The organism is Methylocapsa aurea (genome assembly GCF_000746085.1).
GTDB lineage: Bacteria > Pseudomonadota > Alphaproteobacteria > Rhizobiales > Beijerinckiaceae > Methylocapsa > Methylocapsa aurea.
Map to the genome: position 1 here is coordinate 80439 of NZ_JQKO01000013.1, position 14547 is coordinate 94985.

Annotated in this window: 11 protein-coding genes; 6 read left to right on the plus strand and 5 right to left on the minus strand. The window is 52.6% G+C overall.

All coding sequences use genetic code 11. The annotated features are described in order from the left end of the window. Positions 1-105 precede the first annotated feature (105 nt). Complete coding sequence (locus tag DL86_RS10550) at positions 106-1278, plus strand: glycosyltransferase (RefSeq protein ID WP_051953169.1); 1173 nt, start codon at positions 106-108, stop codon at positions 1276-1278. Between the two features lie 62 nt (positions 1279-1340). Here DL86_RS10550 and DL86_RS18700 read toward each other — a convergent pair whose 3' ends face one another. The 3 genes from DL86_RS18700 to DL86_RS10565 form a co-directional block, all read right to left on the minus strand. Further along, positions 1341-2318, minus strand: coding sequence for a hypothetical protein (locus tag DL86_RS18700; protein ID WP_156964578.1), 978 nt, complete (start codon positions 2316-2318; stop codon positions 1341-1343). A gap of 372 nt (positions 2319-2690) precedes the next feature. Next, entirely contained in the window at positions 2691-3611 is a 921-nt protein-coding gene (locus DL86_RS18705) for a class I SAM-dependent methyltransferase (RefSeq protein ID WP_051953172.1), read from the minus strand. Between the two features lie 199 nt (positions 3612-3810). Beyond that, positions 3811-5022: a glycosyltransferase family 4 protein gene (locus tag DL86_RS10565; protein WP_051953174.1), complete on the minus strand. Its 1212-nt coding sequence runs from the start codon at positions 5020-5022 to the stop codon at positions 3811-3813. Positions 5023-5792: 770 nt separating this feature from the next. On the opposite strand from DL86_RS10565, the gene DL86_RS10570 reads away from it, so the two are divergent. From DL86_RS10570 to DL86_RS10580, 3 genes are all read left to right on the plus strand, one after another. Continuing rightward, a complete protein-coding gene (locus tag DL86_RS10570) occupies positions 5793-7085 on the plus strand; it encodes a polysaccharide biosynthesis protein (RefSeq protein ID WP_036261030.1) in 1293 nt (430 codons plus the stop codon). Between the two features lie 285 nt (positions 7086-7370). Beyond that, on the plus strand, positions 7371-8636 hold the full coding sequence (locus DL86_RS10575; RefSeq protein WP_156964579.1) for an alpha/beta hydrolase: 1266 nt from the start codon (positions 7371-7373) through the stop codon (positions 8634-8636). A 565-nt stretch (positions 8637-9201) separates the two neighbouring features. After that, complete coding sequence (locus tag DL86_RS10580; protein WP_156964580.1) at positions 9202-10611, plus strand: hypothetical protein; 1410 nt, start codon at positions 9202-9204, stop codon at positions 10609-10611. A gap of 503 nt (positions 10612-11114) precedes the next feature. Here the strand turns inward: DL86_RS10580 and DL86_RS10585 are convergent. Next, positions 11115-11444, minus strand: a complete 330-nt coding sequence (locus tag DL86_RS10585) for a transposase (protein ID WP_162180421.1) — start codon at positions 11442-11444, stop codon at positions 11115-11117. Between the two features lie 300 nt (positions 11445-11744). Between DL86_RS10585 and DL86_RS10590 the strand changes: the two genes are divergently transcribed. Together DL86_RS10590 and DL86_RS19805 are read left to right on the plus strand one after the other, a co-directional pair. After that, positions 11745-12401: an FkbM family methyltransferase gene (locus tag DL86_RS10590; protein ID WP_162180422.1), complete on the plus strand. Its 657-nt coding sequence runs from the start codon at positions 11745-11747 to the stop codon at positions 12399-12401. Between the two features lie 172 nt (positions 12402-12573). Continuing rightward, entirely contained in the window at positions 12574-12747 is a 174-nt protein-coding gene (locus tag DL86_RS19805; protein ID WP_156964581.1) for a hypothetical protein, read from the plus strand. 84 nt (positions 12748-12831) lie between these two features. Here the strand turns inward: DL86_RS19805 and DL86_RS10595 are convergent, their stop codons facing one another. After that, the gene (locus tag DL86_RS10595; protein ID WP_084572838.1) at positions 12832-14403 is read right to left on the minus strand and encodes a glycoside hydrolase family 71 protein; all 1572 of its coding nucleotides are present in this window, start codon (positions 14401-14403) and stop codon (positions 12832-12834) included. Positions 14404-14547: the final 144 nt, after the last annotated feature.

Below are 14547 nucleotides of genomic sequence, written 5' to 3' on the forward strand. Positions count from 1 at the left end.
CTTGACGAAATCTGACAAGTTTTAAGCGCCGTCTGGGTCGCGCCAACCGCTTCATTGACTTGTCTAGTGAAGGGAGCGGTATTTTTTAAGTTTGGACGAAAAAAGATGACCGAGCCGGCCATAGTGTTAGTTTGGGAGAATTTTGGGCCAATACATTCGGATCGTTGCGATGCCGTCGCCAAGCTGATTGGAAAGCAGCGCAAGGTCTTTGGTTTGGAACTGGCTAGTAGCAGCGCTATGTACGAATGGAGATCGGAATCCGGCGCTGAATATCAAAAACAGACTTTGTTCCACAATAACTCCATCGACAAAGTACCCCTCTTCAAGAAGGCGTGGAAGCTCTTGCGGGCATGCTGGTCACACCGTCCTGCGGATTTTTTCTTTTGTCATTATGAAGAGCCCTTCATTTTTCTGACCGCTGTCGTCCTTCGCCTCACCGGCAGCCGCGTGTTTATTATGAACGACTCGAAATATGACGACTATCCACGCAATCTGGCGCGAGAGATCGTCAAGAGTATTTTTTACCGACCTTACAATGGAGCCATCGCCTCCGGAACCCGCGCCGCTGATTACTTTCGTTTCCTCGGCATGCCCGAAAGCCGCATCCTATTAAATTATGATACGCTGTCGACGGACCGGATAAGGCGATCCGCGGGCATCGCGAAGGCCCCCGGCGGAACGCCGTTCGAGGCGCGTCATTTCACGATCGTGTCGCGCATGGTGCCCAAGAAAAACATTTCGATGGCCTTGAAAGCTTATGCAATCTATCACGCGCAAGCATCGCGGCCTCGCCAGCTCCACTTATGCGGCTCGGGTCCACTGGAAACGCCGCTCCGCGCCGAGGTTGCCGCGCTGGGGCTTGAGAAATTTGTTCTATTCCACGGCTTTCTCCAGATAGAGGACGTGTGCCCCATTCTAGGACGGACCCTGGCTCTTTTGTTGCCGAGCACCCAAGAGCAATTCGGCAATGTCGTAATCGAGGCCCAGGCGATGGGACTGCCTGTGATCCTATCGGAGAATTGCGGCGCGAGAGACCTGTTGGTTCGAAGCGGCGTCAATGGCTTCGTTATTGAGCCCGACAATCCGGCCGGCTTGGCCTACTTTATGGGTCTCATCGATCAGGACGAAAATCTCTGGCGGCGCATGTCGGAAGCGACCGAAAAGTTCTCGACGCTGGGCGACGCCTCGCTATTTGCCGCCGCGGTCGCCACGCTCGCAGGCAGCCGTCCCGCCAATTCATTGCCGTTGATCGCGATGCCGAAGTCGTCGGCCGACTAGAGCATGTTCTTAAAAAGCCGATCAACCGATTTAGGGACCTGCTTGAGCGCCTCACTCTAACCTTAATCGAGTTGCGCAACGAACCCACGCTGGCCCCCAAGGCGCTGGGAGACAACATTGACAATACGGCGCAGCAGAAGTTTGCGCGCTGCATATTTGCGATAGGCTGCAACGAAGCGTGAACTGTCAAACGCATTGCGCGGAAAGCCAGCCAAGAATTCCTTATCCGCTGGAAGATGGAGCAGACTCCGGTTTGCAATTTTCTGGAAGGTCGGAATTGGCGCATTCGTCCGCGCCGTCCACCATCTGGCTACCCCGCCGGCCCTGTCCGCATTTATCAGCGGCAGACCAGCTTCGACAGCCAAGTTTATCGCCGTGGACACAATCATCTCGTCGCCAACGTGGTTTAGTCCGCCAACCGCCTTTAAATAGTTTGGCCAGCACTTTCGGATCTGTTCCGAGAGGATCGCAAATCCCGCAGCGGTTCCCATGAGGAATTCGCCGCCGTACCAGCGAGGATCGCGCAGAGGGCGCCCAGCCACCACCTCGAGATCATGACGGATGCGCGCTAGTCCATATGAAGCAACCTCGACGTCAGTGATATCATAAACAACAAGGCCATCTTGGGTGAGAGCTGGTAGATCCAACGGCTTCCGGAGGACAGTATCAATATCGATCAACCCAGCGCAGTCGCCAAATTGGCCGGTCCCGAATGCTTCAATCAATTCCAATTTGAAATGCGCAGAATGGAAAGCGATTCCGCCCGGCACAGGCCATTTGAAACGGTGCTGGATTAATTCAAGATCGGCGATCCCTATCCCTAGAGCGTCACAGCGACCGCGAAGGCGGGCGCTATCATTCGTTATGAGCGCGAAGGTCCCGCCGGAAGCGGCGACGGACGCCGCACATAGCGCCGAACACAGAAGATAAATGTCAGCGGGGTCTTTTGATCCTGGCCTTAGGTTGGCGTGGGACGCCTTATCCGCCGTGACATGCAGGAGTCCGTAGAGGCGGGTTCGAGAGGCGTCGAAACACGTCATTGGCTTGCTCCTTAAGACCTCGACCGGGCGAAACGAATCGGCGGAGGACTGGTCGCATGTTTTCCGATCGCGATCAGGTCCTGCGCGAACTGCGCCCGCTGAATCAGGCGGAAGGCTCTTTCCAGGCCCGCCGACGCCCAGATCGCCAGATCACCACGTCGTAAGACGCAAGACATACGCCGAAACGCAACCGGCCAGCCATTCAATGCACGTGGCTATTTAATACTTGGCCGTCCACCATCACGCCAAGGTTAGAAATTTGCCGGTTGTCGCTAAAGGGAGCATGATCGTCAGGCCGCACGCGTCCATTCTCGTTCAGCCGCCAGTCAGGGCATCACGCGGCAAACTGATGCAGCTTCCCAACCACAGCGATTATGCCTGGGAAAGCGAATCCTTGTGCAATTGCCTGTGCGGATTGCGAGGGAGATCTACAAGTTTCCATCCACCGTTCACAAACCGACGACGCAGCGTCTCCGACGGCTCTTTCTTGAATATGCAGATCAATAGCCGTGTTGGCTTGAATAAGCGTAGAGCGCAAAGGCAGTCAAGCAGCATGACCATGAGGCGCATGCGTAAGAAGATAGGTGATGACCACTTCGCCGGGACGTACTCGCCGCCTGCTATGTATACATCGTTGAGGCCTTTGAAAAATACATTAGGCAGATCCAATCCCAGGCAAAGTTTTTCGATTTCCCGCTCTGAAACCGAATAGACATAGTTTCCGGAGTCCTCATACCGACCTTGATCGACATGACGCGCCTTGCCAAAGAGCCGCTTCAATTGGAACGCGATGCTGCCGACGGCGCTCTTCCAGTAATCATTCGGCTCAATGATGATCACGCCTTTGTTGGCGACTCTGAGCATTTCATACAGAGCGGCATAGGGCCTTGGAAAATGATGATAAGCCTCTTTGCACATGACATAGTCGAATTGCCCATCTTCAAAACTCATTTTCTCCGCGTTCTCTAAAGCGTAGGTCTCGATGAGTCCCTTTTCTTTGGCCCTTTTCAGACCGAAATCCGCAATGTCGCTTGGAAGGATATTTTTTATCCCTCGCTTCCTCAACTCGACGGAATCCAGACCAAAGCGGCCATCGCCAATCGTCAGCCAGGTCGAATCGTCATCGGCAAAAAATTTCGCGAAGTCGTACATCCGGCTCTGGCGCCAATGATTCGAGGTCGAATCATCGAGCCAGCAACTCAAGAGCTTTTCATTGTCCTGCGCTTGGATTTCACGATCCCGCAGATGAAATTCTGCCTGCAATTCATAGGCTTCCCTGTGGAAATCACTCATAGCTGGACTCCGATGTCGAATGGGATCATCTGATCGAGAAGAATCGCTCAGAATCAAAAGAGTTGGTGCATGTTGAAATCGAAAGGTCGATCAACTTACTTAAAGAACATGCCCTAGGACATTCTTCGGCTCGAACAAAACCCACCGCATCGGCGGTGGGGCCATCGAGGTCATTGCGAACTCGTTTGATAAAAGAAGGTCAAGACATCGACGCGGGGCCAATTTTTTCCGCGGATTTCAAGGCAAAAAGCGCGTTCATAAGATCGCGCAATTGACTCATCGCAGTGGCGCGAAGCTGCCGAAAATAGGACTTTATTTCTATAGCCTCCCATCGACGATAGTCGTCATGGCTCGCTACCAACCTTTCTAGCTGTTCAGCAATCCGATCGGACAGTTTTTCGTCGACATTAAGAACGATCCCCTGGCATCCCACCAGCTCTGCCACATAACCGCAATGGGTTGTTATGACAGGCAACCCATAGCTCATCGCCTCAAGCAGCACCAGCGGCTGCGCCTCGAAACGGTAGCGCGTGGGAAAAAGAAATATATCTATGCTTTCGAAAAATGCCGCCTTCGCCTCGCCCGTGACCGGCCCGAGAATTTCAATATAGTCGCCGAGTCGATCCCGGGCTTGCGAAAGGATGTCTGCGGCCTGCTGCCCAACAGTCGGCCCCGCAAATACAAAAGTCATCTCCAGTCCACGGTCCCGGCATTTGGTTGCGGCATCGAGAGCCACATCCAAACCTTTCTCGTGACAAAGGTTGCTGAGGAAGCCAACCCGCAATCTATTTGAACGCAAAGACGGAGCCAACTTCAACTCGCCGTCCGGAATATGGCAGGCATTTTGACTTACCAATATATTGCCGATCGCAGGATAGAGAAATCGCATGTTATCCGCCATCTCCTCGGACAGGACGACGTGAAGGCAGGAGGAGCCGGCGATGCGCTGTAAAAGGCCGAAGCGGCGCTGTCGCGTCAAAGTATGTTTGGACGTGTGGTGATGCAGAATGATATTGTAGCCAAGTACTCTCGCCAGGCCGATAATCAAAAAGTTATACCCAACCCCAAGGCCAGACTCGAAGACAGTGTAAAGCTGCTGGTTTGCTTTGACGCCTCGCTTCAATAACATCAACATGGCCAAAACAACCCGAAACATCCGTGTCAGATGGTATTGAAAACCAACATTCCGACGGCCGGGGCCGATGTCGGCGATTTCAATCTTGCCTGAGCCTGCAAATCTCTGAGCGGCCCGAATGACGGATGCGTCGACCAAGGATTGCCCGTGGAGCGGGGGTGGCAAACAGACCGCAAAAAAGACCGACCCTGCGATCAATCCATTGAATTCAAGGTCGTCGATCCGAGGCTGCTGTTCAAGCTCAGCAAACGCCGAAGGCCAAGGCCGATTATTCATTGTCTAGCACTCCAGCGCCGCATCTCTGCATAATTAGAAGACAGAAAATCATGCATACGCGATATAGCTGAAACTATATATTGATATGCGATCAGCTAATATCTATGCAATACGCATATCAATTAACTATTATTTTCTTAGTTTAAATGTAACACAGCCACAATATCCATGTCTATGACACAATTGGGCTATAAATTGCCTTTTATAAGTCTATATATATTTTTATTGATGATTGTTATACATTGATATTAGGCTATATATGTGTTTTTACATTTGATAATATGTAGGCATCGACCGCGTTATAATGACTATTATTCGTTGTCAGATAGCATTAAGCGACGGGCTATCCGACCGGCCTTTTGGAAATGGCATAGAGCCGCCGCCGGTCACGCCTAAGCGATCCCAAGCCGCCTAGTCATCGCTGCGTTGTGAACAAGGAAGAATGCGGCTGCGCCGCGGAAGCCGCGCGACACGCCCTCGAGTCCTGCCCGCTTTTGACAAGAGATGGGGGTTGAGACGCTCTCCGCGGCGCCAGAACTCGGGCGAGAGACGATAGGAGCAATCATGCGGATTTAGGGGGAACTCGGCGCTGAGGGACGCTAGAATGCTTTGGCGTTCGCCAGAATCAGAAAGATGCCAGAGCATGTTCCTCAAAATTGATCGGCACTCTTCGATGCCGACATGCTCCGACTCTATAAACCCGGGGCCGAGTAGCCGAGATAAGCTTTGAGCGCTAACGACATCAACGCTCTCAATAACGATGGACAGAAATGAACCGCAACTTTCTTATACTTCGGTCAGTGGCATTCGCTTTTGTCACAAAACTCAGTGGCGGAGCGACGGTTTTCATATCTTTGCCGATCGTCTCCCATGGCCTCTCTTCGGCCGACTATGCAAGCTTTTTGATGACGATAAACATCACTGCGACAGCAGGCCTCCTGTTTTATACATTCGGAATTTTATATGTTCGCGAATTGGCGCATGCTTTTGCGATCGAAGACCCTCGCGTTGTGATCGTCGCCGTCCGGAATACGTTTGGCAGCCATATGACTCTGACTGCCGGCGTGGCCCTCTGCCTCGCGATCGGGGTTCTGGCGGCGGGCAACATGATCGCGCTCAATGGCGCCATTCTAGTTGGAATTCTTTTCAATTTGGTTCAGATGGCCGCGACCTGGGGACAAATATATAGGGCTGCAGCCAGGACAGATTATGTATCAAGCATCGTTCAGACGATAAGCAATATATCCATGGTTTCTTGCTTATTTCTTTTATCTCGCAATGACGGGCTGTCAGCGCTTTCTGCATCCGGGGCTTTTTTCGGAATCCCCGCCGCCGCCGAATTATTTATATTTTTTCAGCTTGTTATAAGCAAACACATAGACTTTAAAATCGACAAAAAGGCGATATATGCCTTTATAGCTAGAATACCGGAGTGTATTCCATTATCTTTATCTCCAATTGCCGACTACGTGAAACTCTACGCTTCCAGCATGATCGTTTTTTTTACATCAAACTCATATGATTACATACTATTTTCGGCAAGTATGATATTGATGTCGAGGCTAGTTAGTCCAATTACCCTGATTACCCGCCCCATCATGCCGGCCTTCATTGACGCCCTCCATCGAGAGGACGCAGCATGGTTGAGAGGACTAAAAAAGGCGCTGTTCGGCGCAGCCGCAGCCGGGGCAGCCCTGGCGACAGTTCTGCCCTTCTGCATCAGCAAAGAGATTGTCTCCTTTGCGTTTCCAAAGGAGGCGCGTGACGTCTCACTGCTTTATATTTCTTTTTGCTCCTACTTCGCTTTCGCGTACGCTCTAGTCGCGTTGCTGGCTCCCCTTTATATTGGCGCCCGACGCGCATCCTTGTACGGCATCACCAACTTGGGCTTCACTTTGGGAGGGGCCGCGATTGGAGGCTTGCTGTGCAGCGGCTTCGGCGCTCCTGCCATGATGGGAGCGCTGGCGATCACGACAACGATCTGCGCTATATACCTTCTTGCATCCATGAGTTGGGCGAGGGATCCACAGGCGCTGAAAGGGGTGGATGATAGACGCCCTTGACCGCCCGGCCTTTCAACATGGCGGATGTGGCGCAAGAGCGCCGAATGCGGCGTCTCGCCGCAAGATGCGCCCTCCGATATTTGAGCGCCGATGAGCAGCGCCGGTTCGGCGCTCACGTCAATCCTTGCGATGGAGTTGTTTTTTGATTAGCAAAGTGGTCGTTATTGACGCGGCCAAGCAAAATTCTACCTCGCTCCAACGTTGTTTGCATTGAACTGATAAGGACTGTGGTACATATTGTGGCAAGCGACCAAGTCGGCCCTGAAGAAGGCGTGAGGCTGGCTCATGAGGCTATTTGACCTTCGCTTTAAGCGGTTGCGCGACCGTTCCGGCTTAATCATCGGCGCGGCGCTGTTCGTTGCGGCTTTGTCTGGGCTGATCGTCAGCTCTACATTCTCGCGGCCAATGCGCGTTCTGATTATCTGCCTTCTCGCGGCCGGTCTTGGCCTTGGCGCTTTCCTTTTTGTTCCCGCGGCGCCTCGCATCGCTAAAGCACTTCAGCAGCTTGCAGTCCTTCAGCCTCCAAGCGGCCTATCCGGCCCCTCACCGGTCGCGGCCTTCGACGTCGCTCTGCCGTCCCCAACTGGCCAGAGCGCGCCCATCACCGCTCGAATCTGGCATCCTTCGGAGACCACGTCGCTTTCGCCCAGCGGCCCACCGCTCTCTTGTGCTCTGGCGACAAGCACGCACATTCTACCGCGGGCGCAAGAGCCCTTTGATATTCTTCTGTACGCGCCGGGCAACGCCAGCCGCAGGAACGACAACGCCTCGACAGCCACTACATTGGCCAGCCACGGGTATGTCGTCATAGCGATCGACGATATCGAGATCGATCCAAAATCTGCTGTTGAACCTCTCGTTTACGATTACTCGTCTGACGCGGCATATGAAAAGACGCGGCGCAGCGGCGATCGGAAGGTGCTGCTTGAGGCCGAAAAAGCACTTGCTGCGCTCGATCGACTCCAAGCCTGCGCCAGCATCGACTGGCGAAACAAACTCGATTTCAGCCGCGTCGGCTTTTTCGGCTTTTCATTTGGCGGGGCCGTCGCGGCCGAGGCGGGCGTGATAGATAAGAGAATCGTCGCCGTGGCTAATCTCGATGGAGCGCTCTTTGGCCATGCCGGCCTGGGCGCGCTAGACAAGCCCTATATGATCATGAACAGCGATGCTCCCATCCCAAGCATGCGTCAGCTTCAAGCCTCCGACCCGAGCGAACGGAATAGTGCGACAGCGGCCATTAATGACTTGCGCGAGGAGATCCGGCTCGCCAATCGACCCGATGGCTATTGGTTATGGGTCAAAGGCTCTACTCATGTAGGCTATGCCGACAATATTTTCGATCGGCGGCACTCCGCGAACTGGGTGACGTTGGATCCAATCCGAATGAAGGAGATTCGCGACACATATCTGCTCGCGTTCTTTGATGAGCATCTCCGAAAGACGCCGCGTCCCCTCCTCCGTCAAGCCCCTTCGCCTTATGGTGAAGTCGAGCTCCTAGCGGACAGCGCGCCCCGGCTCAGGGAATTAAGCGCGGCTCCCACTCCAAAGTAATCCATTTGGCAAAGAATCAGCTGCGCGCAGAAAGCCTGGATAATTGCCGCATTCTCAGCGGCGTCATTTGTGTTCAGAAGTCCTGATGCCGTTGCCACGATTGTCGGCAATCTATGGCCCTCAATACGATGTCTAGAATCATTGGAGCCAGGGGTCGCTGCGCTGCGCCGCCGACGCCTCCGAACGGCTTGCATCGCTGCATCCTTTTTCGTCCAGGCGTCCCTGGCCTCGGAGAACAAGTACGCGATACAGACCGCATCAACTAGAACTTGCTTGAATCCCCCGTTGACCAGTCCGGACTATGGAATGCCGAGGACTCTTATTTCGGGCGTTCCCACTGCTGCGGCCGGGGTTCCGAGAAGGAAGCCGCCACCATCACGGGGCAGCCACGGCTGCATAGTCCTCTTCTGACAAAATTGAACAATAAAATGGAGCAATATTGCAGGAAGCGAGATTGCAGGCGCCGATTGTGGTATCGTTTGATATCCTTTGATCGGTCCGCGAACCGGAGACTGGATTACTGAGAGAAAAATAATTGCTAATTCGCAGGACTTATGAGCAGACGATGCATAATACAGCAAATACAATTAGCTTGCGTGCTCCGCTTATACTATTACTCTTCTCTATTTCGTTCGTATCGTTCAGGCTAGCAATTCCCTATCAGCCTCAGTATGGAGAGTCGCTGACAATTCTCGCAGCTTGCATTTGCGCTCTATTCGTAATGCTCCTCGACAATTTGCTGGATCCACGTCCCCGGCCTGTTCACTTATTGTTTTGTATTTATATGATATTCTATTATCTTTTGCCTGGGTATTTCCATACCGTTTACGGGCGTTTTCCTTTTTTTGAAGCTGGATTTGCTCCCGATAAGGTCTTAAATGCTGCAATAGTCGTGGCGATATTTATCATATGCGCAACCGCTGGCCTCAGCATCAACTTTCCCTCCCGCGGCGGCGCCCCGCGCGTGACCATTCCTGCAAATCTTCAAAATGCAGCGCTATTTTGCGCCGCTGCCGCTGTGGTCGCCGGCGCCATGTATGGATTTGGCAGCCTCCTTACAGTTCGCGGCGAGGACGTGTTCGCGGATACATTGCCGTCGCCAACGCGATTGATAATAGGAGCAATCGCGCGCTCAGGCAGCTTCTACGCATTTTTGTTCGCCATTTTTGCGTTTTTGTCTCAAAAAAGCGCTCCCGTCTTAGTCATGGCGATAGTAACTGGCTCTGTTTTCCTCCTCTTCAATTCGCCTCTTGCCATTCCGCGATATGTCCTCGCTAGTTATCTCATTGCGGCCTTTTGTGTCTTCCTTAAGGTTACTAGAATACAAAAGCTCGCCTTAGCTTTAGCGCTCGTGGCCTCACAGGCAACATTATTCTCGTATATCAGCTATATTTCGAGAGGAGATCCAAGCACCACATTTAGATTTGACCCTTTTGAATATTATGTGACAAGCGGAGATTTCGATGGCCTGCAGTCTACAATCAATGTGGTTGCGATGCATGATGAGAAGGGTGGAAAAGAAGGCATAAACTTACTTTCAGCCGTCTTGTTTTTCCTCCCGAGGTCTTTTTGGCCGCAAAAGAGCATGGGAACAGGTCCAGAGGCGGGCATTTATGCTGGTTACCCATTTGTAAATCTTTCCTCCCCGCTGCCGAGCGAATTCTACGTCGACTTCGGATTGCCTGGCGTTGTAGTGCTATCCTTTCTCTTTGGTCTGTTTGTCAGACTATGCGATGACTATCTTCTCCATTTCAAGAAAACCTCGGATCCTGTCGGCCAGGTCCTCGTCGGAACCGTTGCCGGATATATCTTTATTATCCTGCGCGGGTCCTTGGTCGCCACATTAGGTCCAATTGCCTTGTCGCTGTTCATCGCCAGCGTTTGTCACCGATTCACGACCCGGCCCAGTTCTGCGTCCTCTCCTGCACGAACACTATCTAGGGATGACGCCGGCAGGATCACTTCCCGCAAATGAGCTGACAAGATAGGATCCCGGCGCATCCACTTGTTGAGCATTTTGTACGAAGTGGGTCGCGCTGGGGGATAAGAAATGCCAACGAGCAATTTTCATTCGATCTGAAACTGCCCTATCTTGAATCGACAATCAGCGCATCCAAAGCATCGCGCTGGCGAGGTGGACGAAGCTGAGGAAATGCAGGGCGCGCCGTTCACCGCACCTTGCGAAACGGCGGAAGTGCTTGAACTTGTTGAGGCATAGTTAGATGCATTGCGCAGGCGGTAGATGGTCTTGTCACAGGAGCGGGGATGTTTGCGGGTTGGGTTGGATGGGATCACAGCCTTTGGGCCCGGGCCGGCGATGAAGTCGCGCTGAGCTGAACGCGGCTGTCGTAGCCGGCGTCGGCGATGACGCGACTGGTCTGTGGCCTGTCTAGAGAAGCTGGAGCTTGGATGGCGTCGCCAGTCTGACGAGGCGTAAGGACGAAACACAGCGGTCAACGATGACCATCAGCAAGCATATCAACCTTTGTGGTCAATCTGCCTTGGGAACACCCGAAAGCCTGGTTCCGCCTCCCCTTTTCCGGTCGCTGGCTGCTGATGGGCGCGAACCAGAGCGGCATCGAGCATGAGATGCTCGTCCTTTAAATCGCCAATGAGCGCCTCGAATAGGTGCTCCCGGACGCTGGCCTTGGCCCTGCGGGAGAAGCGCTTGCGCAGTCTCTTCGACTTGCCTCGCTGCGACGGATCCCGCCAATGCGCGCCCGAGCGCAAAACCCATAGAGCGCCCTTCACGAACAGGCGTTTGACAACCACAATTTGGCCCCAATCGCTGGCATTGCCAGATAGCAAGAGGGGCGCCTCCCTCTGCGCCGTCGTCAATTATCTCTTCGCTATTCGCTGCGTTCCGATTCATGAAATCGAAAACACAATCAATCAGCTCTCAGGCTACTTGAGAATCGTAATTATGAATTATATCCAAAGCAAGTTCCAAGCTGAAGAAAACTATAAAGTTCCCAAGTTAGCACGGTTCTAAATCCAAGATGCGCGCTGGCGAAGGAGGCCGGAAGGCATGGCCAGGCTCAATCGGTCGATCTGCACCCAGAAAAATCAGGCATGAGCCGCTTCTTTCGGCGCCAAGGAGGCTATTCAATGATTCGAAAAATATTTCAGTGGTTGCCAATTTCGGCGAAAGGAAAAAAATATCTCAAATTCGTATTCTTTTTTGGAGCTTCACGTTTAGGAATTGTTCAGCGACCGGCGCTCAATGGGCTGGACCTGAAACTCGAAAAATATCTTCCTTATTCTGGTGGCGTCTTTGTCGAGGCCGGCGCGAATGACGGGATCAGCCAGTCAAATACTTGGTATTTCGAGACTTATCGTGAATGGTCTGGTCTGCTAATCGAGCCGATTCCCGAATTAGCCAGAATGGCTCATAGATTCCGCAAATCGCCCGTTGCCAATGTCGCGCTTTGCGGACGCGATAAAGACGGATCCTCTATATATCTAAATGTCAATGACCTTATGACAAAGGTTAGCGACAACAAGGAAGGATCTATAAAAATAAATGCAAGAGCATTATCAAGCCTTCTTGACGATTACAAGATCACTTGTATTGATTTGTTTTCTTTGGATGTAGAAGGATTTGAGCTTAATGTTTTGGATGGCCTAAATTTGGACCGCCATGCACCAAAATTTATATTAATCGAGACAGCTAACATTGACGCAGTACTCCTGAAGCTGCAGGGCCGATATGAGATGCGCGACAAATTGAGCTTCCACGACTATCTGTTACAGCATAAATCATAGCAGTAAGAACAAAGCCCAAGAACTGATCGAGATTTTCGATTCTTTGGAGCGCTTTGCAAAGGCGCATTTTCTTAACGCGAACCGGCTTTGGCTTCGCTCGAAAGTGCTCTGGGGCTTCAACTCTGAGCACCATTTCCCGATCGGATGATTCAATCCGATCGGGAACAATTCCATGGTCTCTCTGGCATTTCCGGTGGACTGGCTCAACGTCGGCGGCGCGATCCACCACGCGCAGCCAGATCACTTCCCGACCAGATGGAAACATCTGATCGCACAGGAATCGCGACGATCCCATGCCAAAGGATTGGAGCATCTTCTGATCGAAAAAGTCGGTCAACTTTTTTAGAACATGCCCTAGCCGCAGCGACCGCCCCCAAGTGCTATCTCTCCCCCACGATGCGGCTCAGGGCCTTGGCGATGGAGCGCACCGCTACTGCATTGCGATCGTGCATACGCCCGCCGCTGAAGCGCTCCCACTCCAATAGGTGAGATCAAGAACACCTGTCGGAAGGCCCGAATTCGAATAGATCTTTGGGTTGCCGGTGACGGTAACCGCCCAGGCGCCGGCGCGCATGAGCTTGATATCGGGGGTGCCCGCCCCGAGCGGAACGGTGAATGATTGCACGCCCGCGGATACGGTCTTGGTATAGGTGGTGCCGCCGGTCTGGACAAAAATCGTTCCGGGCGCTTTGAGAAACGCGAGAACCTCGACCTTATCCTGCGGCGTTTGTGGATATGACAAGCGCGTTGTCTGCGACTGCGCCGGGGCAGCCGCCTGCGTCGATTCCTTGCGGTAGAAATAATAGAGGACGTCATGCGTGATCGCCGGTTGAACGCCGGTTCTGTACCAGGTCGAATAATAGCCAGTCAGATTGTAAAAGCCGGTTCCGCTGTCGCCAGTCGCGCTCATCGCGGGTGCGATATGAGTAGATTCGGTAAAGTCACTCCATGTAGCAATATGGACAATATCCGCCTTGCTCTGAATGACGCCGGCCCAAGCGTTTCGGTAGGCAAGGCTGTTGTACGCTTCATCATAGATGAAGTCTTTTGGCCGATAGCCCTGTGGCGTGATGCCCGCAAGGAAAATTGGAGCTCTCGAGGAGCGCACCCGAGAGGCCCCAAGAAGCGTCCAGCTTAACTGGTCAGGCGTTCCAGGATTGGCCCAATTGCCAAGCCCGACGCTAATGCTCGCGTATTGGTCAACGTATGTTTGTGCCAAGCTGCCAAAAGTGGGCAGGAAGGCAATATTAATTCCCTGTGCCTTCAACCCATTTAGCGTCGAGGACCATGCGCTTGGGCTGACCCTCTCGGATGAAAACGGCGACAGGACCAAGCGTCCGTCAGTATGATGGTAGAGGGAAGGATGGGCGTATACAGCTTTGACTATGGTCGTCACCGCGCTGGTATTTCCTGCGAGCGCGGACATGTCTGGCATGAGGAGAATTTTGAAGCGCGGGTCCACCGCCTGCGCTGCTTGAAGCATCATTTGTAGCTTGCCCCCGGCGGCAGCCTCGCCAGTGCTCATAACGTTAAACGCAAAGCCGTTAATGCCTCGGGCAATCGCTAGCCGGATTTCCTTCTGCATATTGAGTGATTGCCAGTTCGAGGCCGCCATCGGCGCGCTTGGCAAAGGACGAGCGCGCAGAAACCCTCCCTGCCCTAAGAACTTATTATTTTCCCCATGAGGATTGAGATAGTTTACTGTGTAATAGTCCTTGGTCCATACTAGATTATCTATGGATATCGGAAATGGATAGAAATAGTGAGCGAAAACCTTTTTTGGCGAATTGAGGACCGCATCTGCGGAAGGCGGGTCAATTGGCAGACAAGGGTCAGTGCTGGTTGCCGCGAAAATTGGACCGTTTAGTAATAGTATAAGCAGAAATGATGCGAAAGCGTGCATTTTTTTCTTTCGCATTCGAATTATTGGCGAAGATGGTTTCATCACGCTTCTGGCAGGCGACGGACGCCCAGGCTGAAAAACTTCGCTTTGTCTTTGCATAACGGTCCCTTTTGACGCGGAAAACGATATGCTTTGGGATATTTTAAAATTATGTCTGCAACATTTGAAAATTATGTCTGTAACAAGAAAATGTCAGGATGCATTAGTTATCACGGTCACGCTTTAGTAGCGATAGCGCTTATT

What these genes read in the sequence shown, in the direction of transcription:
- DL86_RS10550 (WP_051953169.1), top strand. Translation starts at nt 106, where the DNA reads ATGACCGAGCCGGCCATAGTGTTAGTTTGGGAGAATTTTGGGCCAATA.
- DL86_RS18700 (WP_156964578.1), bottom strand. Translation starts at nt 2,318, where the DNA reads ATGACGTGTTTCGACGCCTCTCGAACCCGCCTCTACGGACTCCTGCAT.
- DL86_RS18705 (WP_051953172.1), bottom strand. Translation starts at nt 3,611, where the DNA reads ATGAGTGATTTCCACAGGGAAGCCTATGAATTGCAGGCAGAATTTCAT.
- DL86_RS10565 (WP_051953174.1), bottom strand. Translation starts at nt 5,022, where the DNA reads ATGAATAATCGGCCTTGGCCTTCGGCGTTTGCTGAGCTTGAACAGCAG.
- DL86_RS10570 (WP_036261030.1), top strand. Translation starts at nt 5,793, where the DNA reads ATGAACCGCAACTTTCTTATACTTCGGTCAGTGGCATTCGCTTTTGTC.
- DL86_RS10575 (WP_156964579.1), top strand. Translation starts at nt 7,371, where the DNA reads ATGAGGCTATTTGACCTTCGCTTTAAGCGGTTGCGCGACCGTTCCGGC.
- DL86_RS10580 (WP_156964580.1), top strand. Translation starts at nt 9,202, where the DNA reads ATGCATAATACAGCAAATACAATTAGCTTGCGTGCTCCGCTTATACTA.
- DL86_RS10590 (WP_162180422.1), top strand. Translation starts at nt 11,745, where the DNA reads ATGATTCGAAAAATATTTCAGTGGTTGCCAATTTCGGCGAAAGGAAAA.
- DL86_RS19805 (WP_156964581.1), top strand. Translation starts at nt 12,574, where the DNA reads ATGGTCTCTCTGGCATTTCCGGTGGACTGGCTCAACGTCGGCGGCGCG.
- DL86_RS10595 (WP_084572838.1), bottom strand. Translation starts at nt 14,403, where the DNA reads ATGCAAAGACAAAGCGAAGTTTTTCAGCCTGGGCGTCCGTCGCCTGCC.